The sequence below is a fragment of the Parvibium lacunae genome (assembly GCF_003335215.1).
Classification (GTDB): Bacteria; Pseudomonadota; Gammaproteobacteria; order Burkholderiales; family Burkholderiaceae_D; genus Parvibium; species Parvibium lacunae.
Genome location: NZ_QPGB01000002.1, coordinates 315,157 through 340,891, shown reverse-complemented (window position 1 = coordinate 340,891; position 25,735 = coordinate 315,157). Strand labels below are relative to the sequence as shown.

The 25,735-nt window shown below is 53.2% G+C and carries 22 protein-coding genes; 17 read left to right on the top strand and 5 right to left on the bottom strand.

Annotated features, from left to right (window positions below; translation table 11 throughout):
- Positions 1–100 precede the first annotated feature (100 nt).
- The 16 genes from fliE to DU000_RS05625 all read left to right on the top strand — a co-directional run bounded on the left by fliE (position 101) and on the right by DU000_RS05625 (position 19,930).
- Complete coding sequence (gene fliE / locus DU000_RS05700; RefSeq protein WP_205074019.1) at positions 101–427, top strand: flagellar hook-basal body complex protein FliE; 327 nt, start codon at positions 101–103, stop codon at positions 425–427.
- A gap of 117 nt (positions 428–544) precedes the next feature.
- On the top strand, positions 545–1,174 hold the full coding sequence (locus DU000_RS05695; protein ID WP_114402398.1) for a Maf family protein: 630 nt from the start codon (positions 545–547) through the stop codon (positions 1,172–1,174).
- A 6-nt stretch (positions 1,175–1,180) separates the two neighbouring features.
- A complete protein-coding gene (rng, locus tag DU000_RS05690; RefSeq protein ID WP_114402397.1) occupies positions 1,181–2,671 on the top strand; it encodes a ribonuclease G in 1,491 nt (496 codons plus the stop codon).
- Positions 2,668–3,699 carry a glycosyltransferase family 9 protein gene (locus DU000_RS05685; protein ID WP_114402396.1) on the top strand — a complete coding sequence of 344 codons (1,032 nt, stop codon included), beginning with the start codon at positions 2,668–2,670 and terminating at the stop codon, positions 3,697–3,699. Before rng ends, DU000_RS05685 begins: the two co-directional genes overlap by 4 nt.
- A 63-nt stretch (positions 3,700–3,762) precedes the next feature.
- Complete coding sequence (locus DU000_RS05680) at positions 3,763–5,688, top strand: ABC transporter transmembrane domain-containing protein (protein ID WP_114402395.1); 1,926 nt, start codon at positions 3,763–3,765, stop codon at positions 5,686–5,688.
- A complete protein-coding gene (locus tag DU000_RS05675) occupies positions 5,685–6,857 on the top strand; it encodes a glycosyltransferase family 4 protein (protein ID WP_114402394.1) in 1,173 nt (390 codons plus the stop codon). The genes DU000_RS05680 and DU000_RS05675 overlap by 4 nt, the downstream gene beginning before the upstream one ends.
- A complete protein-coding gene (locus DU000_RS05670) occupies positions 6,854–8,050 on the top strand; it encodes a glycosyltransferase family 9 protein (RefSeq protein ID WP_114402393.1) in 1,197 nt (398 codons plus the stop codon). Before DU000_RS05675 ends, DU000_RS05670 begins: the two co-directional genes overlap by 4 nt.
- Positions 8,047–9,222, top strand: a complete 1,176-nt coding sequence (locus DU000_RS05665; RefSeq protein WP_114402392.1) for a glycosyltransferase family 4 protein — start codon at positions 8,047–8,049, stop codon at positions 9,220–9,222. The genes DU000_RS05670 and DU000_RS05665 overlap by 4 nt, the downstream gene beginning before the upstream one ends.
- A gap of 101 nt (positions 9,223–9,323) precedes the next feature.
- Complete coding sequence (locus DU000_RS05660) at positions 9,324–10,607, top strand: O-antigen ligase family protein (RefSeq protein ID WP_114402391.1); 1,284 nt, start codon at positions 9,324–9,326, stop codon at positions 10,605–10,607.
- Positions 10,604–11,734: a glycosyltransferase family 4 protein gene (locus DU000_RS05655; protein ID WP_114402390.1), complete on the top strand. Its 1,131-nt coding sequence runs from the start codon at positions 10,604–10,606 to the stop codon at positions 11,732–11,734. The genes DU000_RS05660 and DU000_RS05655 overlap by 4 nt, the downstream gene beginning before the upstream one ends.
- Positions 11,735–11,757: 23 nt before the next feature.
- The gene (asnB, locus tag DU000_RS05650; RefSeq protein WP_114402389.1) at positions 11,758–13,695 is read left to right on the top strand and encodes an asparagine synthase (glutamine-hydrolyzing); all 1,938 of its coding nucleotides are present in this window, start codon (positions 11,758–11,760) and stop codon (positions 13,693–13,695) included.
- Positions 13,696–13,733: 38 nt separating this feature from the next.
- Positions 13,734–14,873 carry a glycosyltransferase gene (locus DU000_RS05645; RefSeq protein WP_158529643.1) on the top strand — a complete coding sequence of 380 codons (1,140 nt, stop codon included), beginning with the start codon at positions 13,734–13,736 and terminating at the stop codon, positions 14,871–14,873.
- Entirely contained in the window at positions 14,870–16,171 is a 1,302-nt protein-coding gene (locus DU000_RS05640; RefSeq protein WP_114402387.1) for a glycosyltransferase family 4 protein, read from the top strand. The genes DU000_RS05645 and DU000_RS05640 overlap by 4 nt, the downstream gene beginning before the upstream one ends.
- A gap of 66 nt (positions 16,172–16,237) precedes the next feature.
- A complete protein-coding gene (locus DU000_RS05635; RefSeq protein WP_114402386.1) occupies positions 16,238–17,974 on the top strand; it encodes a carbamoyltransferase family protein in 1,737 nt (578 codons plus the stop codon).
- Between the two features lie 6 nt (positions 17,975–17,980).
- A complete protein-coding gene (locus DU000_RS05630) occupies positions 17,981–18,697 on the top strand; it encodes a class I SAM-dependent methyltransferase (protein WP_114402385.1) in 717 nt (238 codons plus the stop codon).
- A gap of 3 nt (positions 18,698–18,700) precedes the next feature.
- Positions 18,701–19,930 carry a glycosyltransferase family 4 protein gene (locus DU000_RS05625; RefSeq protein ID WP_114402384.1) on the top strand — a complete coding sequence of 410 codons (1,230 nt, stop codon included), beginning with the start codon at positions 18,701–18,703 and terminating at the stop codon, positions 19,928–19,930.
- A 17-nt stretch (positions 19,931–19,947) separates the two neighbouring features.
- Here the strand turns inward: DU000_RS05625 and DU000_RS05620 are convergent, their stop codons facing one another.
- From DU000_RS05620 to DU000_RS05610, 3 genes are read right to left on the bottom strand one after another with little or no spacing between them, the layout of a single operon-like run.
- Positions 19,948–20,346: a group II truncated hemoglobin gene (locus tag DU000_RS05620; protein ID WP_114402383.1), complete on the bottom strand. Its 399-nt coding sequence runs from the start codon at positions 20,344–20,346 to the stop codon at positions 19,948–19,950.
- 9 nt (positions 20,347–20,355) lie between these two features.
- Positions 20,356–22,944, bottom strand: coding sequence for an ABC transporter permease (locus tag DU000_RS05615; RefSeq protein ID WP_114402382.1), 2,589 nt, complete (start codon positions 22,942–22,944; stop codon positions 20,356–20,358).
- Between the two features lie 44 nt (positions 22,945–22,988).
- Complete coding sequence (locus DU000_RS05610) at positions 22,989–24,164, bottom strand: O-succinylhomoserine sulfhydrylase (RefSeq protein WP_114402381.1); 1,176 nt, start codon at positions 24,162–24,164, stop codon at positions 22,989–22,991.
- Between DU000_RS05610 and DU000_RS05605 the strand changes: the two genes are divergently transcribed.
- Positions 24,144–24,338 carry a hypothetical protein gene (locus tag DU000_RS05605; RefSeq protein WP_147266967.1) on the top strand — a complete coding sequence of 65 codons (195 nt, stop codon included), beginning with the start codon at positions 24,144–24,146 and terminating at the stop codon, positions 24,336–24,338. The genes DU000_RS05610 and DU000_RS05605 overlap by 21 nt on opposite strands.
- A 55-nt stretch (positions 24,339–24,393) precedes the next feature.
- Here the strand turns inward: DU000_RS05605 and DU000_RS05600 are convergent, their stop codons facing one another.
- Both DU000_RS05600 and DU000_RS05595 read right to left on the bottom strand, forming a co-directional pair.
- Positions 24,394–25,053, bottom strand: a complete 660-nt coding sequence (locus DU000_RS05600) for a homing endonuclease associated repeat-containing protein (protein ID WP_114402379.1) — start codon at positions 25,051–25,053, stop codon at positions 24,394–24,396.
- Positions 25,054–25,299: 246 nt separating this feature from the next.
- Positions 25,300–25,521 carry a hypothetical protein gene (locus DU000_RS05595; RefSeq protein ID WP_114402378.1) on the bottom strand — a complete coding sequence of 74 codons (222 nt, stop codon included), beginning with the start codon at positions 25,519–25,521 and terminating at the stop codon, positions 25,300–25,302.
- Positions 25,522–25,735 lie beyond the last annotated feature (214 nt).

Below are 25,735 nucleotides of genomic sequence, written 5' to 3'. Positions count from 1 at the left end.
AAGTTAGGAATAGCCAGGGTTTTTGCCCGCTAATTCACCTCCTGGAAATAAGCCTATTCATTACACTATGGCTATCTTGGCGATCAGCAGGGCTACTTTCATGGATAAAGTCGGTTTAAATGTTGCTTTGCAGCGTAGTTATCTGCTCGAATCCACCCGTATGCGCGGTAACGCTGCGGCCGGCGCCAGTGGCGCGGCTAGCGGGACTGATTTTTCTCAGGCGCTGAAAAGCGCGCTCGACCAGGTGAATAGTGCCCAAACCAAGGCCCGTGAATTAGATACGCAATTTCAAATGGGGAATCCGGCGGTCAGCTTGGAAGAGACTGTCCTGGCTTCTCAGAGTGCCAGCCTCGGCTTCCAGACCTTGGTGTCAACTCGTAATCGCTTAGTCGCCGCCTACAACGAAATCATGAACATGCAAGTCTAAGTCTCACGCTGTTTTGCCTTCTGTGACACATTCCGCATAAAGTACTGTTGGTTCGCACCGACCAAGCGTGGGTGCTACACTGCGCCAACCTCATTCCTGCTGAATCTTAACTGTGTCATGCATACGCTAAACCCCATTCTCTATCTGGCGTCACAAAGCCCGCGCCGCCAAGCCCTGCTCACTCAACTGGGCGCCAGCCCTCAACCTTTATTGGCTGCCGCCGACGAAGATGTCGAGGCCCTGGAGGCGCCGCTGGCCGGTGAGCCAGCCGCTGCTTATGTGCAGCGCGTAGCTACCTTAAAAGCCGCCGCCGCGGCGGCCCGCCGGCAGCAGCGTCATTTACCAGCGGGGATCATTTTGAGCGCTGATACGACGGTGTCATTTGCTGGCGAAATCTTGGGCAAACCCGCTGATGCCGCAGCAGCGCAGACCATGTTAGCGCGTTTGAGTGGCCAAACCCATGAAGTCCTCACCGCCGTGGTGGTCGAGAATTTACGGGGTGAGCGGCGTTTGAGTTTATCCACTTCGCAGGTGACGCTCGCCACCTTGAGTGCCGCTGAGATTGCCGCCTACATTGCGACTGGAGAGCCTTTCGGCAAAGCCGGGAGCTATGCCTTACAGGGGCGAGCGGCGATGTTCGTTACCCACGCGAGCGGTAGTTTTTCTGGCATTATTGGGCTGCCGCTGCACGAAACGGCAACTTTGCTGGCCTGGGCTGGTTATTCCTTACTCACCGTGGCGACCTGATCAAGCATGACACAACAGATACTCATCAACATTACGCCACAAGAAACCCGCGTCGCAATCGTTGAGCGCGGTGCGGTTCAAGAAATTCACGTCGAGCGTAGCCTGACGCGGGGCTTGGTCGGCAATATCTATCTGGGCCGCGTCATCCGGGTGTTGCCCGGTATGCAATCGGCCTTTATCGATATTGGCTTAGAGAAAGCGGCATTTCTGCATGTGGCCGATATTTGGGAAAATCGTCAGAGTGATCTGCGCCCTGCCAGTGACACCCACAAAGTCAATAAATCCCCAGGCTTGCCGATTGAAAAACAGTTGTTTGAAGGTCAAGCGATTCTAGTGCAAGTCTTAAAAGACCCAATAGGGACAAAAGGCGCACGCCTGACCACACAAATCAGTATTGCAGGCCGTATGCTGGTTTACTTGCCGCAAGAGCAACATATTGGCGTATCGCAAAAAATTGATAATGATGAAGAGCGCTTGCACTTAAAAAATCGCATGCAAGCACTATTGCCCCCTGAAAGCCGGGGTGGGTTTATTGTGCGCACCATGGCTGAAGGTGCAAGTGAGCAGGACTTGCAGGCGGATATTGCCTACTTACACAAGCGTTGGGCAGAAATCAGCCAAGCCAGCCGACAACAGCCAGCGCCCAATTTACTCTATACCGATCTGAATCTCGCCCAACGGGTCCTGCGTGATTTAGTCACCGACCATACCGCCAACATTCAAATTGATTCGCGTGAGAATTTTGCGGTGTTGCAAGAGTTTGCCCGTATCTACACCCCCAGCGTGGTGGAGAAATTAGAGCTGTATCGGGGGGAGCGCCCCCTGTTTGATCTCCACAATGTCGAGCAGGAAATTGAACGGGCCCTGAGCCGTAAAGTAGGCCTCAAATCAGGCGGTTATCTGATCATCGATCAAACCGAGGCCATGACAACGATTGATGTCAATACCGGCGGTTATGTGGGCGCAAGAAATTTTGAAGAAACGATCTTCAAAACCAATTTGGAAGCGGCTCAGATGATTGCCCGCCAATTACGTTTACGTAATTTAGGCGGCATCATTATTCTTGATTTTATTGACATGGCCCAAAGTGAGCATCGGGAAACCGTGCTGTCTGAGTTACGGCGGGCACTGGCTGCGGATCGCACCAAAGTGACTGTTCACGGCTTTTCGCCTTTAGGGTTGGTGGAAATGACCCGTAAGCGCACCCGCGAATCATTGGCCCATATCTTGTGTGAGCCTTGTCCTACCTGTGCAGGGAATGGGGAGGTGAAAACCCCGCAAACTGTTTGCTATGAAATTTTGCGTGAAGTGTTGCGTGAGGCCCGGCAATTTAACCCCAGGGAGTTCCGCATCATTGCGGCGCCGAATGTGGTTGAAATGTTTCTTGAAGAAGAATCCAGTCACCTCGCTGCCTTGAGTGACTTTATTGGCAAGCCGATTGCCCTTCAAGCAGAATCTTTCCCTTCCCAAGAACAATATGACATTGTGCTGCTATGAAAAAAATTCTGATTGTCCGGCGCGATAACATTGGCGATCTGGTCTGCACTTTGCCGCTGCTGGAGGCGATCAAAGCTCAAGAACCGGACAGCCAGCTCTATGCCTATGTCAACCGCTATAACGCGCCGATCTTGCAGCATTATGTCAGTCAGCATGCGCGTCCAGATCCGACCAAAGTGCTCGCGGGCTATTGGGCTTATCAGAAAGACAAGCATCGTTTACCGGGAGAAACTCGACTCGGCATTTTCTGGCAGCGTTGGAAGCAGGCCCAACAAATGCGGCAGCATCAGTTTGATTGGGTGTTGCTGGCGGGCGGGATTAATGACAGCACTTTACGCTGGGCGCAGTGGCTTAAGCCCACGCAGATTGTCAGGCAGGACCAACTGGCTCAGTATGCGGGTGCGCATGAAGTCGAGCGTACTTGCTCTTTATTGACTGCCCTCGGTTTGCCCTATCAGACACCCGTAGCAACCCTAAGGCCTGATAGCGCCACGGCCAGTCTATTGGCCAGTACGCTGCCTGCGCATTTACCGGTACAGCGGGTGGCGATTCATATCAGTGCCCGTAAGCCCTCTCAGCGTTGGCCCGTCGGCCACTTCATTGAATTAGCCAATACCCTTGCCGCCCAGGGCCTGGGCGTCTTGTTGTTTTGGGCGCCTGGTTCAGCGCAAGACCCCACGCACCCTGGCGATGACGATAAATTGCGACACATCTTGGCGCAATGCGACCGGCGGCATGTTGTGCCTGTGCGTACCGATACGCTGAGTGAGTTAATTGCCGGGCTGGATCTAGCCCAGTCCGTCATTTGCGCAGATGGGGGTGCCATGCATGTGGCGGCTGCTTTGGGTAAACCGATTGTGGCCCTCTTCGGTGACTCCGAGGCCAGCCGTTGGCACCCGTGGGGTGTGCCGCATGTGGTGCTGCAAGACCCGGCTCGAGATGTACAGCACTTGACGGTCTCCCAGGTATTCACTGCGTGGCAGGGATTGCTCACGGATGGGGCGGTGATAAAACCACCGATCGGCTAAAAAACACTCAGGCGTGCTGCCGGTATAATCTGTGTTTATTCTTGGCCGCGCAGTGCGCTCAATATGTCTTCTTTCCGCGAAAGCAAAATTCTTTACCGCCGCTTATTGGGTTTTGTACGTCCTTACTGGCGGATTTTCGCCTTATCGATTGTGTGTATGGTGGCCAGTGCTGCAACTGAGCCGGCCTTTCCTGAATTACTGGCGCGCTTATTGTCTGGGTTCAGCCAGCCGACCACTACCACTTATTTCATCCCGCTGATTATCATTGGGCTGTTTTTGCTGCGGGGGATACTGTCGTTTGTGCAAGATTACGCCTTCAGTTGGGTCTCCAATAAAGTCGTGACGGATGTTCGTCAGCGAATGTATGACAAAGTCTTGCAGTTACCCATGCAGTATTTGGTCAATACCAATACGGGTGTCGTGATTTCGCGTGTGTGCTTCGAAGTTGCTGGGGTTGCCGCTGCTGCAACCAGTGTCTTAACGACGTTGGTGAGTGATTCTGTGCGCGTGTTGGCGTTGACAGGCTACCTGCTTTATTTGAATTGGCAGCTCACGGTGATTACGCTGATCACCATTCCTTTAACCGCGCTGATTGTGAAGCAGTTCAGTAAACGCCTACGCCAAGCTTCACGTGGCTCACAGGTCGCGGCGCAAGGCCTGACCCAAGTGTTGAACGAGACACTCGATAATTTTCGAATCATCAAAGTGTTTGGCGGCCAAGCGCGTGAGTCGCAGCGTTTTTTTGGGTTTAATGACAAACTGCGGCGCATGAACATGAAACAAGCTGCCGCTGCTGCGGCCAGTGGGCCGATCGTGCATGTCATCGCCGCATTTGGCATCACGCTGGTGATTTACTTTGCCCTTTTCCAGGGCAAGCAAGGCGGGCTAACGGCAGAACAGTTCGTGGCATTTATGACCGCGATGATGGCGCTGATTGCCCCCTTAAAACGCCTGGCAGATATCAATGCGCCGCTACAGCGAGGCTTGGCCGCAGCGGAAGCGGTCTTTGCTGTGCTCGATGAAGCTGAAGAAGAAAATCGTGGTGCTTACCGCTTTGCTAACCCGCAACAATCTTTGCTAACTGGCCCCGCACAGGCAACAACAGAACAAGTGCAGCTGGTGCCTGCTTTACCGAAGGTTCGGGGCGAGATTGCGCTATCGGCGGTGAGTTATCAGTATCCAGGTGCCAATCGCTTGGCCTTGGATCAGGTTTCTCTAACGATCCAGCCGGGCGAGACCGTCGCTTTAGTGGGCCCGTCCGGCGGCGGGAAAACGACCCTCATCAATTTAATCCCCCGTTTCTTTAATGTGCAAGAGGGCGTGATCCTTATCGACGGGATCGATGTGCGGGAGATTGAGCTGAATAGTTTGCGTCAGCAGATTGCGATTGTGAGTCAAGACGTCACGCTATTTAATGATTCAGTCGCCGGCAATATTGCCTACACCGTGACGGCGGATCATCCCGATGCCGCAGCGCAGTTACGGGAGCGTGTTATTGCCGCCGCCAAAGCAGCGAATGCCCATGCGTTCATTATGGCGCTACCAGATGGTTACGAGACCCTGATCGGCGAAAATGGCGTCAAATTATCGGGCGGCCAGCGTCAACGCCTCGCGATTGCTCGTGCGGTATTCAAACAAGCCCCGATCCTGATTTTAGATGAGGCTACTTCGGCGCTCGATTCAGAGTCTGAGCGTGTTGTGCAGGAAGCCCTCGATGGGTTGTTACATCAGCAAACCACCTTGGTTATTGCGCACCGCTTATCGACGATTGAGCAGGCTGACCGTATCGCTGTTCTCGAAGGGGGAAAATTGGTCGAGTTGGGCAATCACGCCAGTCTCTTGGCCCAAGAGGGGGTGTATGCCCACCTCTATCACATTCAATATAATCGTTCGGCTCCATCATCAACGACGTCTGCGGCCAGCGTTCCAGTGCCTGATGATGGCGCGATTGCAGTCGCGCCCACTACCTCGACCCGGGAGGACGTATGAGCGTCACCGCGTTACGGATTTTGCATACCGAGGCTTCGCTAGGTTGGGGTGGGCAGGAAATTCGAATTCTGACGGAATCGCAGGGCATGCAAGCGCGCGGCCACCAAGTCTGGTTGTGCGCGCCAGCGCAAGCACAGATTTATCAGAAAGCAGCAGAGTATGGCGTTCCTGCCAGCGCGCTGCCAATTGACCGTAAACAGTTGCGAGGGGTCTGGGCTTTGCGACAGTGGCTCAAGCAGCAGCGGGTCGATGTGGTGAATACCCACAGTTCAACCGATACCTGGCTGGCGGTTCTGGCCTGTTTACTCTTACCCAAAGCCATTCGCCCGGTGATCATCCGCTCACGACATATTTCTGCGGCTGTCAACCCCAGCACCCTCAATCGTTGGCTGTATGGCCGTGCGGTAAAAAAAGTCGTGACCACGGGAGAGGTAATTCGCACAGTGCTCTGTCGAGACTTGGCATTACCCGCCTCTCAGGTTGTGTCTATTCCCACAGGGATTGATTTACTGCGATTTCAACCCGCTACGACTAAACCTTGGTTACCGGAACAATTTGGCTTTCCCGCCCATGCCCATGTGATTGGGATCGTGGCGACCTTACGCAGTTGGAAGGGCCACCGTTATTTATTACAAGCGCTGGCGCAGTTACTGGCTGAGCCGCCGACACAGCATTGCTGTGTGCTGATTGTGGGTGCTGGCGCGGGTTGGCAACCATTGCAGACACAGATTGCGACCTTAGGCTTGACGGGGCGGGTGCATCTCGCCGGGAATCAGAAAGATGTCGTCCCTTATTTACAAAGCATGGACAGCTTCTGCTTACCCTCGTATGCCAATGAAGGGATTCCACAAGCCTTGTTACAAGCCATGGCATGTGGTTTGCCGATAGTGACAACGGCAGCAGGGGCGATTCCTGAGTTGATTACCCATGAAAAAAATGGCCTGGTCGTGCCGGTCAAAGATGCGTCCGCCCTCGCGCAAGCACTCGCGCGACTGGTTCAAGAGCCAGCCCTGGCGAAAACGCTGGCGCAAACGGCACGGCAACAGGCTTTGCAGCAAGCAGGCATTGAGACTATGTTAAGCAAAATGGAATCATTAATGGCCAGTGTGGTTTCTGCCGCCTCACATGGGCAGGATTCGGTGCTACCGCCTCAGCATACTGACGCATGAATATCCCAGGTCTTGACGCGTTGATTACTGGCCTTGCGCAGCGCTGGGCCAAACGGCAAGGGCCAACCGGGGTCGCGACTCTTGATGCTTGGAATCCTGCTACGACGCACCGTATTTTGCTGGTATTGACAACCGGTCTGGGCGATGCGATTTTTTCCAGCGCGGTGATTGATCCCCTCAAGCAGCTTTTTCCGCAGGCGGAATTCGGCTTATTGGTGCGCCATAAATGGCAAGCCCTGTATGCGGCAGACAGCCGCCTGCATTGTGTGATTCCTTACTATGGGAAATATCGACGTTATTGGCAGACTTGGCGAACATTGCGACGCTTTAACGCCGATTTAACCTTGGTCTTGCATGCCAATGACCCTGATGTATTGCCGCTTTTGGCGTTTGCCGGCTGCCGCTATCTCGTCCGTGTGCCTGTGGCGGGTACCCGTTATCCCTATCTGTTGGCGAATCGCTTGCAGCCAGCGGATCAACAAACCATGCCTGGTTGGCATTACGTTGAAAATCGCTTGCGAATCCTCGATAGCCTCTGTACCCCCGGTAAGCTGGTGCGGCCCCAGGCGGGGTGGTCCGCTGGCCCCCGGCTGTGCGTAGGGCCTGACTCCAGCGCATCCTTACCCGCCACACTACAGGCCTGGCTTGGCGGGCAGCCCTATCTGGTGTTGCATCCGCATGCGGCAGATCGTTATAAGTCTTGGCCCCAAGCCGAACTCAAGCAATTTTTGCAGCATTGTCAGCAGCAGGGTGTGCGCGTGATCATCACAGGGACGGCAGCAGACCAAGCTATTCTGGCGCCCACGTTGTTGGCGGCGCAAGCAGCGCTCAGCCAACAGAGCAGCGCGGCTGTGCCGGTGTGGAGAAGCTGTGTCGGCGAGTTGAATTTAGCGCAAATGTTGGCGCTGTTACAGCGCGCCACCCTGGTGATCGCGCCGGATACTGGCATCTTACATGCGGCAGCAGCATTGGGGCGTCCTGTCTTGGGCTTATATGCCGCAACCGATGCCGCGCAGGTTGGTCCGCGCCGTCAGCAGTCAGGACAGCTTGTGCAGGTACTACAACGGCCGCAGACCTGCACCCCATGTCTAGAAAAAAAATGCCCTTATTTGATTCCCTTATGCATGCAGCAATTAACCGCTGATGCGGTTTGGCATGCCACGCACTCGCTCTTGATCGCCGCCCAAAGATGAAAACAATTGCCCATATTCTGCCAACCTATAACCCTTTTCCCCCTCAGTATCCTGCCGGGACAGAGTTGCGCGTTGAGCAGGTTTGTTTGCGCCAGCAACGTTACCGTGGCGTGGTGATCTGTGGCGGGTTTGACGATCAACCCGCCCATGAAACGATTGGCCGTATGGCAGTTGAGCGGGTTCATATCGGTCGGGTGTATCGGCGCTTATTTCAAAAAATCACCCGATTTGACCCGTATCCCTATGTGGATCGCGTGGCGCAGCGAATACAACAACAGCAAGCCAGTTTGATCCATATTCATAACGAACCCAAATTATTGTCTGGTTTAGCGACATTTTTGCAGCGGACAGCATTGCCTACGGTTGTGCATGTCGCCAATGAAAAGCCCTTACCCGAGGCGCGTATCAAAGCGATACCGCAGCAATGGATCGCGTGCAGTGATTACATTGCAAATTGGCTGATCAATCATAATGGTATCGCCGCGAATCGTGTCAGAACCCTGTATACCGGAGTCGATACCACCCGTCTGCCCTGGTGGCAGCGCTCGGAGCAAACGCGTGCGGCGTACCGTGTTGCGGCAGGGGTGCCCGCTGCAGCCCATTTTGTGATTGGCTTTGCCGGACGTTTGGTGCAAGAGAAGGGGGTGCAAGAGTTACTGGATGCGTTTGCCCAAGTCTATAACCAGCTGGGACCGACCGTTCATTTATTGGTGGCGGGTAATGTTCGTGAGAGTAATGATCCCCGAAATCAAAAAGCCGTTTACGGCCGAGCCGTTACAGAACGAATGGCAACGATGCCCGGTGTAACGTGGGTCGGCAGCTTGCATCCAGCGAGCATGCACGACTTCCTCTGTGCTTGCGATCTGTTTGCCATGCCCTCCCTGTGGCACGATCCCTTTCCGACCGTGATGTTGGAAGCGGCTGCAGCAGGTATCCCGATTGTGGCCGGGCGTCGTGGTGGTATCAGCGAGTTTTTGCAACAGGTACCCGAGCTCGGGTTGCTCGATGAGCCTGGCGACAGCGTGGCGTTGGCGCAGGCATTAATCAGTTTACTGGCTGACCCTGATCGCTGCTTACGGATTGGCCATACGCTGCGGCAGATGGTCGAGCAGGATTACACCTGGGAGCGCGTGACTGCCGAGTTCGAGCAGGTCTATGACACCATCCTGTGACCCTAAGGTGGTCATGGGCCACGGTGTTAGGGTGAATCTAGGCTATCATTCATGCGCATTATTGTCTGAGCCTCTTTTCCTGCCTTCAATGGCTGTCAATTATGTTACGTAATTTCATTGCTGGCTCCCGAAACACTCGGCTGACTTGTTTGCCATTGATTTTGTTGGCGATTTTAGTTGGACTACTACCTATTCCTGGTACCACTGCAGCGCGCTATGCCTTACTGACACTGCTTTTGCTGCTAATCCTTTATCGATTACTCACTCGGCAACAGGCTTGGCTCCTACCGCGCCAGTGGCCCTACTTGGCTGTTTGGGCGCTGGCTTGCTTGTATGGGGTATTATCAGCCGCGCAGCCGGCCTATGCTTGGTCCGAATTTAAAACTGAAGTGATTTATGGCATCGTCGCCTTTTGGCTTGGCGCCCAACTTGCCTCGGTTCCGCGTGCGGGCTATGCGATGAGTGTTGGGATCGTTGCCAATTGGCTCAGTGGGCTACTGATTTCTGGCCTAGTTGTTTGGACTGGTATCGGTTGGGAGCAACTGGAATTCACCAAAGGCATAGGCCGCACAGCCAGTCTCGTCAGTTACTGGGTCGTGACCATGCCACTGTTATTTCTTACCCTCGCTCAGCGGCTGGTAGAAGGCCGCAGCCTGTCCCCACAACAGGCCTACATAGGGTGGGGGATCATCAGTATGGTGGCGATATGGATCACGCTGATCTCTAATCAACGGATTGGCTTGCCGATTGTCTTTGGGTTTGGTGTGCTGGGGGGCTTATGGCTGCACAGAACCATGCTAGGCCGACCTCTGCCACGACACAGCATGCTGTATGGCGTGCTGCTGGGCCTTGCCTTAGTTGCGATTTCATTTTATTTGCAAATTAAATTTCGCTTTAAAAATGCGGAAACGGCCTGGTTCTATCTCGTGAACGATCCACGGTTGGTATTCTGGCATGACCTACTGCAACAGCTTGTTCAAACTCCCTGGCAGGGTCATGGATTTGGCCGCGAGACCCTGAAGCAAGTTTTCCCACAATTATTACACCAGGATAATTTACTCTGGCATCCGCATAATCTTGTCATGAGTTATTTTTTATATGCGGGGGTATTCGGTCTTGTCGCTTTGCTTGGATTATTTATTGTGTTGCCTTATCAGTGCTATCGACAAGCCCAGCGTGCCCTTCAAGAACAGACAAAATTGGCCGCAACTGCCTGGGGGGTAGGGATTTGCCTGTTACTCGGCGCCCTCTTGCGTAACCAAGTGAACGATATGTGGGTACGCGACAATGCACTATTGTTTTGGCTACTTCTTGGATATGTCTTAGGCTACGCTCAAATAATACGGAACAGGCCTTCTAGCAATGAAGTGATTGCAACGCAATGAAACTTTGCCTCTGTAATGTCACCGCAAGTTTTCTTGCAGGTGGATTAGAAACCTACTGCTGGGAAGTCGGGCGTGCGCTCAGTCGCCAAGGCCATGCAGTCACACTAGCCACAGGCATTCCCCCGGGCGGGCAGCCCCCTCGGCATACCGAAATTCAGTATCAAACCTTTCCTTTCCGAATTGAACAAAGTTGGCCTAATTTTGGCAGCCGCTTTCGGCGCTTAATGGAGCGCGGCTCGTTCTACCGCCACGCCTTACCTTGGCTACTGGAACAGCAGTTTGATGCGATTATCGTCAACAAACCTTTTGATTTTCCATCTCTGTGGTGGGCCAAACAAAAAGGCCTGAAGAGCAAGATTGTGTTTCGCTCCGGCGGTCGTGAATTTTTTATGGCCGATCGCTTTTTCGCCCACGTGGTAGATGTGTGGGCCTCGACCAGCCGCTATAACGCGGCCCAGGTAGAAGGCCATTACCACCAGATAGTGAATGTGATTCACAACGGCGTCGATACCGATCACTTCACCTTCCAAGCGTTGGCCCGCGATGCTGTACGCCAAGAATGGCAAGCCCAGTGGGGGCTACCGCACGAGGCGGTCGTCATCGGCAGTGTTGGACGTCTAGTCGGCTGGAAAGGTTTGCGCGTCATCCTCGAAAGTTTAGCCATGCTCCCCGCGCATGTGCATTACGTGATTTGCGGCGAAGGCGAAGCCCAGGCTGACCTGCAAGCGCAAGCCCAGGCACTCGGGGTCGCAGCACGGGTTCACTTTGCCGGGCGGATACCCCACCACGCCTTACCGCAGGTACTCTCCGCCTTCGATTGCTTTGTGCAACCCTCGATGGGTGAAGAATCCTTCGGCATCAGTGTCGTCGAAGCCATGGCCTGCCAATGCCCTGTATTGGTCTCGGAAAATGGCGGCTTAACTGAAATTGTGAACAGTGCCACCGTCGGCAGCGTCTTGCCCCGTGGCGATACCACCGCGTGGTCTGCTGCCCTAGCGAACATAGTGGATAATTCGGATAGGCGTAAAGCGTTGGGCTTGGCCGCCCGCGAACGGGTATTGCAACACTTTACCTGGATGAGCAATGCGGCCAAATTAGTAGAGCTCATTGAAAAAGTCCCGGCCTAAACAAGTTTTTTCTTGGAATAACCATGTGTGGAATTAGCGGCTACCTAGCCCAAACAAATAACCAATGGCCTGCTAGCCTAAACCTGATGGCCGGGGTGCAATCCATGCACCATCGCGGCCCGGACGATCACGGTGTTTGGTTTTCGCCAGATCACACTACCGGGCTCGGCTTTGTACGACTCTCGATTATCGATTTGTCTGCGCACGGCCACCAGCCTATGCATACCGCCGATGGGCACTGGGTGATTGTCTTCAATGGCGAGATTTATAACTTTCAGGACATCCGCGCCGAACTGGAAGCCCAAGGCGAAACCTTTATCGGCCATTCCGATACCGAAGTGCTGCTGCGTTCCGTACAAAAAATCGGCTTTGAAGCAACGCTGCCCAAGCTGCGCGGGATGTTTGCTTTTGCCGTGCATGATCGCCACACCAACACCACTTGGTTCGCCCGTGACCGCCTCGGCGTCAAGCCCTTGGTCTATGCCGAACGGCCACATGGGCTGATCTTCGCTTCGGAAATTCATACGCTGTTTGCTATCGATCCGGCCTTGCCGCGCACACCGGATCGCCAAGCACTGGATGCCTATCTCACTTTCCAATACAGCCCCGCGCCACTGAGTGGCTTTGCGCATGTGCGCAAGCTGCCCCCCGCTCACGCGATGCGGGTGCGCAATGGCCAAATTGAACGTATTTGGCGCTATTGGGATGTGGATTTCAGCCAGCGCAGCAACCTCAGTTTTGACGATGCCTGCGCCGCCCTGCGCGAACAGGTCTTAGAAGCCACGCGTTTACGTATGATTGCCGATGTACCGCTCGGCGCCTTCCTATCGGGTGGCGTGGATTCCAGTATCACCGTCGCCGCGATGAAGCACCTCGGTGCAAACCCACTCAAAACCTACGCAATCGGCTTTGACGATGAGAAGTTCAATGAACTGCCCTATGCCCGTCAAGTGGCCGAGCACTTAGGCACCGAACACCATGAAATGATGGTGCATGCGAATGCCGTCGAAATTATGCCGCGCATGATTGAACTCCTCGGCGAGCCAATGGCGGACAACTCCGTCATGCCCACTTACTATGTCTCCGAATTCGCGCGCCAGGGCGTGACGGTGGCCTTAAGTGGTGACGGGGGTGATGAAGCCTTTGCCGGTTACCGTCGCTTTCACCAAATGCGGCGCGTAGAAAATATTGAACGGGCTGGCTTGTTACCCGTATGGCGCACATTACGCAAATGGACCGTGGGCGTTGAAAACATCAAACGTCCCGCCGACAAGAAAAAACAATTCCCCTACACCCGTGCCGACCAAATGCTGGTCATGCAAGGCTTGGAACGCTATCAACACATCCTCGCCTTCTTCCCCCAAGAAGATCGCTTGCAAACCACGACCGCAGGTTTCCGGCATGGTTTAGATCCGCTATTTGCTCGCCGTTATCTCGAACAAAATTGGCAACGCGCACAAACCGATGATGTGTTGAACCGCTACCTTTACCTCGACCTCGTCACCTATCTCCCCGAAGATATTTTATTCAAGGTGGATATCACTAGCATGGCGAACTCGCTCGAATGCCGTTCGCCCTTCTTGGATTACAAAGTGATTGAATTCGCCGCGAGTCTGCCGGGCAAGTACAAACTGACCGCACGGGGGCGCTCCAAGCATATCCTCAAAGAAGCCTTTGCCGATTGGCTCCCACCAGGCTTTTTTGATCGCCCGAAAAAAGGCTTTTCGGTGCCACTGGCGCGCTGGTTGCAAACCGACCTTAAAGACAGCATGCAAGATTTACTCTTGCACCAACAAACCTTGGCACCGTGGTTTGATCAACAGCGCATTGCCCACTACGTCCAAGAGCACATTGCAGGCAAATACCATAGCACCAAACTGTGGCCACTGTATGTAATGGCGCAATGGATTCAGCAGTTCAACGTTCCCTTGGAGCGTGATGCTGAAAGCCTGGCAGCCTAAATGAACGCACAACGGTAACCATGCTGGTCCAGATCAACATGCAAGAACACTACGGTGGCGGTGAAACCTACACCGCCAGCCTGTGCCGTGCTGCGCAAAGCCTAGGTATGCCGCAATTGCTGATCCACCATCCCAAAGCGCAATTTTGGCACCAATGCATACATCAAACGACGCCAACAAGGGCGCTTGGTCATGCAACGGAAATAGCTTCCTATCTTGCAGAATACAGCGAGCAATCAGTACACATTCTTGCCCATACAAGACTGCCAAGCAGTTTCGTTCAACACTGTCGAAGTCGCGGCTGGCGCACCCATGCGCTCACACACATGCCTCAGCAGGGCCGTAACGTCACAGGATTAGCCGAATATGATCAGGTCTATGGGGTATCGCATTACGTCATCCGCAGCTTGCGTGAACAGGGTCTGCAAAACGTTTACGCTGAACCGATGTATGGAATAGCTCAAGTCACGCCCGCTACTGCTACTGATCCTGTGACGGATAACAATACTGCTAGCATCGTCACACCGGCTTCCCCCTACGACTGGGATACGCGTAAGTGGCGCGATCGCTGTCTAGCAACGTTAGAACAGGTTTACCCTTTCTATCAACATTGGCATCGTGCGCAGTCTGCACCTGCTCCGATACGCTTGGGTATTGTGTCGCGCCTGACGCCGATCAAGCAGTTTCCGCAGCTCTTCCAAATTTTGAGCCCAGTCTTGCAAAAATACCCAGCTTTCGGACTGGATATTTATGGCGCGGGGGGCTATGCCTCCGTCAGAGATTTGCGGCAAGCGCTCGCACCCATTCAAAATCGTGTGCGCTGGTTTGGTTTTCAATCAAAGGTCGCCGCTGCGTATCAGCAAATTGACTACCTCATGACTGGGCTACCGGAAAAAGAAGCCTTAGGTTTGAACGTACTCGAAGCCGCAGCACTCGGCGTGCCTACGCTAGCGATTCAGGCCGAACCGTTTACTGAAACGATTCAGAATGACGTCACGGGCTTGTTTTACCAAGACCCACGACAAGATCAAGGGCAATCATTCGCTGTGTTACTAAGTCGTCTCCAACAACGTGCTTTTCAAGCTCAGGCCGAATCAGCGCAAGCCTGGCTCGCCCAATTCAGCCCCGCTGAATTTTGTGCGCGTTGGCAGCGTGCTTTGGCCGTCTCTGCCGCATGAATATGACGACCCCGCCATCCTCAGCCTTCTCACATGCAACGCATATGCCACGGTTGCTATTCCTGCACCCCCGCTCTTGGACGGGTGACATCTATTCGCTACAAGCCCTGCAAGAGCAAGGTTTTGAGGTGTGCGTGCTGGAGGAAGATCGCAAAAGCGCGCGTGGACGATATCATCACACGCCGAATTTTGAGCAGATTGAAGGCATCCCTACACTTTGGTATCACCCCAAACGTCATTGGGCGAGGTGGTTGTGCTGGCCACTCGATGTATTTCTTAAAAGAGGGTTTGACGGTCGGTCATTGCTGCATCGCATGCTTACTATTCTGTATGCGACTCACCACTTCAAGCCCGATATCATTTATTGCGGAGATGCGTTTACCTACGCCCTACCTGCTGGATTGTTGCGGCGGTTTGGCTGGTTGAAAACACCAGTCATGGCTCAGGCGATAGGTGGGGATGTATTGGATGTGCCGGAGGCAGAGGTTGGTAAGCGTCGCACAGGGATTGCTTTCAAACTGATGCAATGGGGCTTGCCTTATCTCGATCGTTTCAGAGCTATTTCTCCGCTAATACAAGACACCTTAGAAGAGATTTTTCATATTGCTGCTGACCGAATCTTTGTTTTACCAAACCACTTACCATTGCATCAGAACGATATTGATCACCTTACAAAACAGAGATTGACCAAGCGCGAAGAGATACGGCTTCAATACGGTATCCCAAAACAAGCCTGCGTTTTTGTTACGCTCTCTGGGAATCTAAAAGGCAAAGGCATTCATTTATTTGCCAACATTTGGTCCATCATTCAAACGATTGCGCCTAATTCATACTGGTTACTGTGCGGACCGGATAATGCTTGGTTTTCAAAAAATGTACTCCCTCTCATTGAACCCAGTATCGTGAATGGCAGGATCCTATTAACGGGATCATTGCCACAACATCTGGTTTATTCATACTATGCGGCAGGCGATCTATTTATCAATCCTACGTTGGCTGATGGCCTGAATATGACGGTAATTGAAGCCGCGCTTATGCAGCTACCTGCGATTTGTTCAAGTCATGCAGGGGTCGCCACATGGGTAACAAAATATGATGCAGGTTGGGTGACAGATTCGAATCACTCTAGCGATTTTATCAATACGATAAAAAATGCCCTGAGTTCGCTCCAGAATCGGAGCATAGCTGAGGCTTATCAAGAACGTGCTTTGGCTATGTCGCGAGAATTTACCCCAGAACGAATATTTACTGCGCTCAAGACAGAAATTTATCGCCTTCTGCCGGAAACCGAGCGATAGGCCCACAGGTGAGAGAATATCTCGAATGTTATACTGACGAGTATTCATTTAAATAGTGAGGAAAGCGTGAGTTGGACCCTCGGCCTACAAACCGGACATGAAGCCTCGGCTTGTTTATTGCGCGATGGCGAAGTTATCGCTGCAATCTCTGATGAGCGCTTAACCCGCATCAAAAATGATGGCGGCAAGTACAACGATATTTCCATTAACTGGTTATTGAATTACACCGGCCTCCAGCGCCAGGATCTCGATCACCTCGCGTTTCTCTACACCTTCTTCCCAGAGAAATACTTCTACCGCGAAAGCTGGATCAAAGAATTTGAACGCCGCATTTCGCGCACGAAAAAAGCTTTTTCAGGGCAAGAAGATCCCCAGATGTTGCTCGGCAATTTTTTGGATCGACTCGCCAAAGAAGGCAAAAAATTTGAAGACCATTTCAAACAAGCTGACTTTCTACGCGACGAAGGGTTTGGCCTGGCCACCCTCAAGTTCTACGACCATCACACCGTGCATGCGTATCCTGCAGGTTACTTCTCAGGCTTTAACGATTGTGCGGTCATCACCATCGACGGCGTGGGTGATTGGGATATTTGCCACACCAATGGCCTGTACAAAGATGGCGTGTATACCCGCGCACAAATGACCAATCAGCAAGGGGCCTCGCCGGGTTTGTTCTACAGCATCATCACCAAAATGCTCGGTTTCAAACCCATGCGCCATGAAGGCAAAATCGTCGGCTTAGCCGCCATGGGCGACCCCTTGGTACTGCGCGAAGCCTATCGCAAAGCCCTGCGAGTTTCCGCCGATGGCCTCACCTTCACCTCCGATTTCGTGGGGCGTGAAGAACCCGAAAACGAGCGCGCCGCCTACCTGGCCGAAGTCTCCGCAGGCCATCGTCGTGAAGACATTTCAGCCGCTGTGCAACTGGTACTGGAAGAAACGGTTTTGGAAGTCACGCAAAACTATCTGAAAAAAACCGGTCAGCGCAAACTCGCGCTCAATGGCGGCGTGTTTGCGAATGTGAAGCTCAATCAACGATTGGCTGCCCTTGCTGAAGTAGACAGCCTGTTCGTGTTCCCACCCATGAGCGACACCGGCAATGCCGTGGGTGCCGCCGTCATGAACTGGTTGGAAGACCCTGCGCATCGCACACCGCAAGCGCCACTGAAAGATGTGTATTGGGGCCCAGAATATTCGGATGACGAGATTGCAGCCTATCTACAATCACAAGGCTTGCCACTAAACAAACTCAGCAGCGAAGACCTCGTACAACGTGCCGCACAAAATATTCACGATGGCAAAATCGTTGGCTGGTTCCAGGGCCGCATGGAGTTTGGCCCCCGCGCGCTGGGCAATCGCAGCATGTTGGCGCGCCCCACCAAATCCGACATTAACAACTGGTTGAATGACCGCCTCGACCGTTCTGAATTCATGCCTTTTGCACCAAGCGTACTGGCCGAGCATGCCGACGAGATTTTTATCGGTGTCGAAAAAGCCCGCCATACCGCAGAATTCATGACCGTCACTTTCGACACCAAACCGGAGTGGCGCGAGCGCATTCAAGCCGTGGTCCATGTGGATGGCACCGCCCGCCCACAAGTGGTACGCGCCGATCGTAATCCGCTCTATCACCAACTGATTAGTGCATATTACAAACTCAGTGGCATTCCGCTGGTCCTCAATACCTCGTTCAATGTTCATGAAGAGCCAATTGTCTGCGCCCCGCCTGAAGCTGTTAGGGCTTTTGTGGAAAAGCGGGTAGATTGCTTAGCAATAGGGTCTTATTGGTTAACTCATACTTAATCTTTCATGGAAATACAAGCGCTTGCAGTTTCTTCCCTCTATCCGGCTATTCTGGCGGATTTCTCTCTACAGAAAGACGCGAAGATCTTAGATGTTCCTGCTGGGCATGGCGCATTTGCGCATGAGCTGCTGCTAAGAGGCTATACCGATATCACTTGCCTTGATATTCATGAAGCACCCTTCAAGCTTAAAGATCAAACGACATTTATATGTCATGACGTTATTAACCCGCTACCTTTTCCAACAGCACATTTTGATTGCGTATTTAGCATAGAAGGCATTGAGCATTTTATTAATCCCTGGCAATTTGTGATGGAATTAGGTCGGGTGCTAAAGCCAGGCGGAAAGCTTTACATTTCCACCCCCAATACATTTTCAATTGATGCGCGCTTCAAATATCTCATTTCTGGCTACTTTCCCAGATTCAGACCACTGATGCAGTCCCCTGAAAAAGTCATGGAGCAAGATGTGGATGATGCGCACATCAGCCCCATCTATTTTTGGCAGTTACATTATTTTTTAATGCAGATGGGGATTGATATTGTGAACGTTTCCACCAACGAGCTTTTACAAAAAAGAAAGTTTTTTCCGAGATTGTTGGAACAGTTATTTGCAAAGATCATCCGCTCCAATATCAAAAAGAAAAACTTCCCTGACAAAGGCGTAAGCACAGACGCAGTCTTGTTTGGTGATTTATTAATTCTCGAATGTATCAAGCAGTAGGATATGAGGCTCCTTTACGTCTTCCCCGAGCCTTTCCCTCTCCCTCGCGCACGCAGTGTCCAAGTGCTGCATGCCCTCAATGCACTGGCTGATTTAGACCAAGTCGATATTGATTTTGTGAGTCGGGTGAGGGATCAGGAAGACCTCACCGAACACACTGTCTTTGCACTTGCCCAAGCTCGGGCACGACTGAATTGGCATAGCGTTTCCGCACGCTGGCGGGGAATCTCTATTGCCCCTGTTTCCAGCCGTTTTTTTCATGCCAACCTTGGCCGCTGGCTCCGCCAACAGCCACAGCCATATGACTGCATTTTGGTGCGTCATTTAAAATCGGTCGGTCCTTTAAAGCGGCTACTTCCGGATGTGCCCCTGATCTACGAAGCGCATGAAATTTTTGCCTTAACCGCGCCCACGCATCGGCAACTTGCAATCGGAGAGTTGGAACGCTCCGCGCTCAGCTTAAGTGACGGCGTTATTGCGAATTCCGCCGCAACCGCAAGGGCAATCGAAACACGTTACCACTATCAGAACCCGCTTGTTGTGTTGCATAACGGGGTGAATTTACCGGCTGCGATGCCAGAGAAAGATTGGACAGGGCCATTGCGAGTGACTTATGCCGGATCCTTCTTCGGCTGGAAAGGCGTCGATGATCTCTGGCACTGTTTGCTTGGGTTAACGCCCAAACAACTTGATACCCTGCCTCGTTTGAAAGTAAAGCTGGTCGGGGGCGAGCACAGTCAAATCAAGTCACTCGCGCAGGCTTTACATGACGTACAGGTCTTAACCGCGGGTAGTGGCGAGGCCATAGCAGAAAAGAGTGGCATCGCGGGGTATTTGCCCAATGGAGTACATGTCACGCTCCTGCCCCGGCAGCCTGCCTCGATTGTGTACCAGATTCTGCAAGACACCCATATTGCCGTGCTGCCGAACCGACCCCAAATCGAGAGTCAATTTACCTCCCCGATCAAGCTCTTTGAGTACATGGCTGCGGGCTGTACGCTGCTAGCGAGTGATTTACCGGCAATTCGTGAAGTGGTCGATGAGCGCTGCGCCGCTTTCTTTGCAGCAGGTTCGCCACAGTCACTCACGCTAAATTTATTGCGTCTTCTTAAAAATCTGCCGATGGCCCGTGAACTGGCTGAGCATGGTTGGCAACGCGTTCAGGCCTACAGTTGGGCTGCGCGGGCGCAGCAGCAGTATGATTTTTTCAAACAGCTAGGTAAACAGCCCTAGTGGGTCACTTTGATGACTCAAGACTGATTGCGCATCCAGTCCGCTGTGGGGAAGAAAGCTTCCAAGAGCCGCGTTTGTAACGCCTCTGCATAACCCAATTCTTGCATCGCTTGCCACATACAGGCCAACCAGTCATTGCGTTCACTCTCGCCGATGGCATAAGGTAAATGGCGGGCACGCAAACGTGGGTGACCAAAGCGCTCAATGTAGAGATCTGGGCCGCCCAGCCAGCCGGACAAAAACCAATACAGCTTGTCGCGTGAAGCGTCGAGTGTGCTGGGGTGCAGTGCCCGCAGAGCCGCATAAGTCGGCTCTAACGACATAATGTCGTAGAAGCGATCAACCAGCTGCCGTACGCCGGGGTCTCCACCTAACTGCTGATATAACGTTTCTTCTGTCGGTATCGGGGCGGTCATGATGGATGCTCAATTCATCGTGCGAAGGGTCAGCAGAGGGGGAGTGCTGACAATCCCGCGTAACGCTAGCCAGCCTGCGCCTATCCCACATAGCGCGCCGCCTGCACCACCAATTAACCAAACCCAGGGCTTGAATTGCCAGGCAAATTCAAACACAACATGCGCGAGTGCCCAGCCTGCCCCTTGGGCCAGGGTTGCTGCGATCAAGCCCGCCAGCCCTCCGGTGATGGCTTGTTCCCAGTATTGTTCCACCTGTAGGTGCCGCTGGCGGGCGCCCAGCGTACGCAGCAGTGCAACTTCTTGCAGGCGTTGATCACGCGAGCTGAGTAGGGCCGCATAAAGTACCAAAACGCCAGCTGCCAGGGCAAATAAAAAGAGTAGCTCCACAGCTTGCGTGACCTTGCGCAGAACTTCCTCGACTTGACGGGCAATCGCACCGGTATCAATGAGGGTGATATTTGGAAAGAGTTGCACCAGATTATCCACCGCATTGGCGAGCGGTGCGGGTACGTAGAATGCGCTGAGGTGACTTTGCGGTTGCTCTGCCAGTAAGTGCGGCGGCATAATCACAAAGAAATTCACTTGCATTGAATCCCAGCGCAGCTTGCGAATACTTGTGATCCGCGCCTCAACTACCGTACCCGCAATATCAAACCCTAAGGTGTCACCCAGTTTTAGCCCCAGTGTTTGTGCAATTCCTGTTTCGATTGAGAGTTCGGCTTGGGGCGCACTTGGATCAAACCACTTACCCGCAACCAGTTGATTATGTTGGGGCAGCGTCGCGCTGTAACTCAGGTTAAATTCACGATCAACCAGCCGTTGCGCGCGCTCACTCCGATAATCCTCTGGCAAAATAGGTTGCTGATTGAGCGTGACCAGCCGGCCTCGAATCATGGGGTTATAACGCGGGGCAGCCAGGTTGACTTGCTGGCGCTGGCCAAGCTCTCGAAGTGCCGCGCTAAAGGCATCGAGCTGATCATTTTGTAAATTAATCACAAAACGATTGGGGGCGTCTGTGGGCGTTGCAGCGCGCCATGCATCAAGCAGATCCGTGCGGGTCATTCCCAGTAACAAGAGGGCTAACAAGCCCATGCCTAGCGCTGCAATTTGTAGCGCAGTTTCTTGGCGGCGTCGGGCAATACTGTTCAGCGCCCGCTGAAAAGCACTCAAGGCGGGTTGTCCGCTCAAGCGCCTTGCACTGATATACCGAATCAGTTGCATCACGAATAGGCCGACCAATGCAAACAAGCCGAGGCCACCTAAAAATGCGCCCAATACAATTCCAGCGAGCTTGAGCTGGCCGGCATACGACCACACCAAGCCACTGGCCAGCAAAATGGCAATAAGCCAGGCCAGCCCAACGCGGGCAGAGCGATTAGGCAAGGCCCGACGCAAGACTGCCAGCGGACTGATTTGCCATAAGCGCAGCAGGGCGGGCAGCGCAAAGCCCAGCAACAGTAATGCTCCACCGAGCCAGGCCTGCACGAAGGGCCAAAGGCTCGGCGCTGGTAGGCTGGTTTGCCACAAGGTGGCTGTCAGGCTAACCAACGCCGCTTGAATACCCCAGCCCAGCATGCTGCCCAGCCCACCACCGAGACAGCCAATCGTGGCGAATTCGAGCAATAAAATCTGCGCTAACGCTTGTTGTGATAGCCCCAGGCAGCGCATGACCGCACAGGCATCCCAATGCCGCTGCATAAAGCGCTGCGCCCCCAGTGCAATCGCCAGTGCTGCCAACAGCGCGGCCAAGGTGGCAACCAAGCCGAGGAATTGTTCCGCTCTTTCCAGCGCGTTGCGCATTTCTGGGCGGCCATTTTCTAGGGTTTCCAGGCGTTGCCCGCGTTCTAGCGCACGTTCAATCTGCTGTTTCAGCGCCAGCAAGTGGCCTTGGCTCTCGTTACTGTCCTGGTGCGCCAGCCACAGACGCCAGGTGGCGCGGCTACCAAGCTGCAACAAGCCTGTTTTGGGTAAATCCTCAAACCGCATCAGCACCCGTGGCGCAAAGTTAGCAAAGCCCGCTCCACGGGGGCCTTCATAGCGGATTTCATGCCGAATCAAAAACTGCTGCTCCCCCAGTTGCAGCGACTGCCCAACCGCCAGGTTCAGGCTACGCAACAGGACGGCATCAACCCAAACCTCGCCACGTTGAATCGGTTCTTTGCTGGGGTCAATCAAGCGTTCTGTTGAGCCATCAGCGACTTTCAATTGCCCGCGCAAGGGGTAACCTACCTCTGTTGCGAAGAGAGAAACCAACTTGCTGCGCGGGTAGCTGGTGCCGCTTGCGTTCTCGGTATCTGGGCCGGGAACTTGCGCCATGCTAGGAAAACCAACGCTCTGTAGGGAGCGAAGATGGGCCGCTTGCGCTTGTATGGCCCAGTCAGGATTCAACGGGCGATCACCGGAAATAACCAAGTCAGCCCCGACCAGTTGCGTTGCATCACGGGCCAAGCCACGTTGCAAGCGGTCTGTTAATAAGCCAACGCTGCTTAGCGCCGCCATGGCAACCACCACAGCAGAGAGCAGTAAGGTCAGTTCGCCGGCGCGCCAGTCGCGCCAGAGCATACGCAAAGCTAAGTTGAATGAGTGCATCATCGCCATACGTACCCCGAGTGTAAGTGGTTTTCTGCCTGGCAGACCGGTCTTTAGTCCAAACCGCGTGACAGATCCGCCTGAATATCGGTAATGTGTTCCAACCCTACCGCAACCCGAATCAGGCTTTCTTGAATGCCTGCGGCGGCACGGGCCTCCGGCGTAATGCGGCCATGCGTGGTACTAGCGGGGTGCGTGATGGTGGTTTTGGTATCACCCAAGTTCGCGGTAATCGACAGCAGCTTGGTGTGGTCAATCACCCGCCACGCTTCGTCGCGGCCCCCCACCACTTCAAACGACACCACTGCCCCGCCCCAGCGTTGTTGGCGCTGCGCCAAGGCATGTTGGGGGTGCGAGGCCAAGCCGGGGTAATACACCCGCGCCACTTTGGGGTGGGCTTCCAGCCAGTGCGCCAGGGCCAGTGCATTCGCACATTGGCGTTCCATGCGCAAGCTCAGCGTTTCCAAGCCCTTCAAAATCACCCAAGCATTAAAGGCCGAAAGCGTCGGCCCCGCCGTGCGCAAGAAAGGCAAAATTTTGCCGCGAATAAATTCTTTACTCCCCACCACCGCGCCACCCAGCACGCGGCCTTGGCCATCTAAATATTTAGTCGCGGAATGAATCACCACATCCGCACCCTGCGCCAAAGGCTGCTGCAACACCGGCGTGCAAAAACAGTTATCCACCACCAGCAGCGCCCCGGCGGCCCGCGCCACTTGGCTGAGCGCTGGCACATCCGCCAATTCCATCAAGGGGTTGGAAGGGGTTTCCACATAAAACAGTTTGGTGTTCGGCCGCACCGCCGCTTGCCAAGCCGCCACGTCATGCAAAGGCACGTAAGTGGTGGTAATGCCAAAGCGGTTCAAAATCGTATTGAATAAATTGATGGTCGAACCAAACACACTTTGCGAACACACAATATGGTCGCCCGCCGAGAGCACGCCCATGCAGCAGCTCAAAATCGCCGACATCCCTGATGCCGTGGCCAAGCAATCCTCCGCGCCTTCCAGCGCCGCCAGGCGCTGCTCAAACATCGTCACGGTTGGGTTGGTAAAGCGCGAATACACATTTCCTTCGGCGCTGCCCGAAAACCGTGCCGCCGCTTCCGCCGCATTCTTAAACACAAAACTAGAAGTCAGGTACAGCGCCTCGGCATGTTCGCCAAACTGGCTGCGTTCAATCCCCGCCCGCACGGCCAGGGTATCTAAATGAAAATCATCGTTATGCATAATTGTTCCAAACAAAAAACCCGCAAAGCGGTGTGCGCTAAGCGGGTTATGGGCGATGTTGCGTGCCACCTCGCTTTAGCCGAATTTATCATGCGCCCGCAAGCTGAACTCAAATCGGCGCGTTTATGGGGTGATTATGGGGGAGAACGAGGCGGGCGTCAAATGAGTATCTAGGATCAAACCTAGTTACAGGCTAGCGCAAGTTTCGCGCAGGTCTTTTATAAACTGATTAGCCGTTCTTTTCTACTTCTATATTACTCTTCCCGATATTGCACTTCTCACACAAGATTTGCAAATTTTCTACAACGGTTTCCCCGCCATTCGCCCATGGAATTATGTGATCTACATGTAATCTTGCGCCATCTTGTGGCGTTACCCCACATAATCTGCAACGCGCACCATCTTTCATAAGAACAATTGCGCGAAGACGCCAATTTATGTTTCTAGGCGTTTTTCTACCCTGTACTTTCCCCCCTTCTTCAGCCTCTGTAAGCTTGCCATCGTTAGCCCAAAGGACAAACGACTCAAGAGCTTGACGCCATGTACCAAAGCGTTTTTCATATGTACCCGAAGAGTATTTGGAGAATTCTTTCGTTAAATCATTGTATTTTGGCTGACGGCCAAGACTAGTCCATACTTGAACAAGATTTTCGAATAATTCTTCATTTGATATGTTTAGGTTTCTAGTTTTTCCCAGTCCCGCCAATTCAAGAGCCTTAAACCAAGAGCCAAATCTTCTAGTTAGAGTCGTACCATGAAAGTGACCTCTCTCATTGTACTCATCAATAGTTACTTTATCTTTATTTAATTCACGAGCAACGCGAGCAAGATCATCGACAAGCTCTCGCTCAGGCACATTACGATGGTGAATTTCTAGCTCAAATTTCATATAGTTCCAGACAGTTAGGATGCTGTATTTATTGTGCAGGTCTATATCTAACTTTTGATTACGATGTTACAAACATACTGTGCTCATAACTCATTGAGTTTGTGAATGATTTAATAATCAAAAAAGTTTGAATCAGAAAGTAAAGTATATAAGCATTTCATTTAATGTCGCAATAAACCATGCTCTTACGCTCTAGCATAATAAACAATTAATTTATCAGCCATGCTTTAGAGTTATAGCATCAACTCAAACCCTCAACCGCGCCATCCATCCCCGTACTCTTTGGGTATCGGGAAACTTAGCCACTAGCCACGCGACCCCACCATATTTCAGCGCTTTACCCAGCCACATGGCAAGCAGAATGTCAATGAAGTTGGGTTCGTTTAAAGCCACCATCAGTAGCGCAGGCGTGTGCGGCAGCGGGCTAGCAGCGATGAGCGCCAACACCCACAAACCATGCTGCTGCATGAGCTCGCTGGCTTCTTGCCAGCGAGCTGATTCAAACAGATTGGGAAACTAGGTTTGTGCCCAATGCACGCCCCAAATATCAACGCCCCACACCAACACACAGGCAGCGAGTGCGCTGCCCAGCGGCGCACACGGCGGCAATTTGCCACCAGCTCTGCAGTTTTCTCTGGATTGCGCCAACTATACCCTTGGCTGCTAAGGCAGCGCTAGCCCA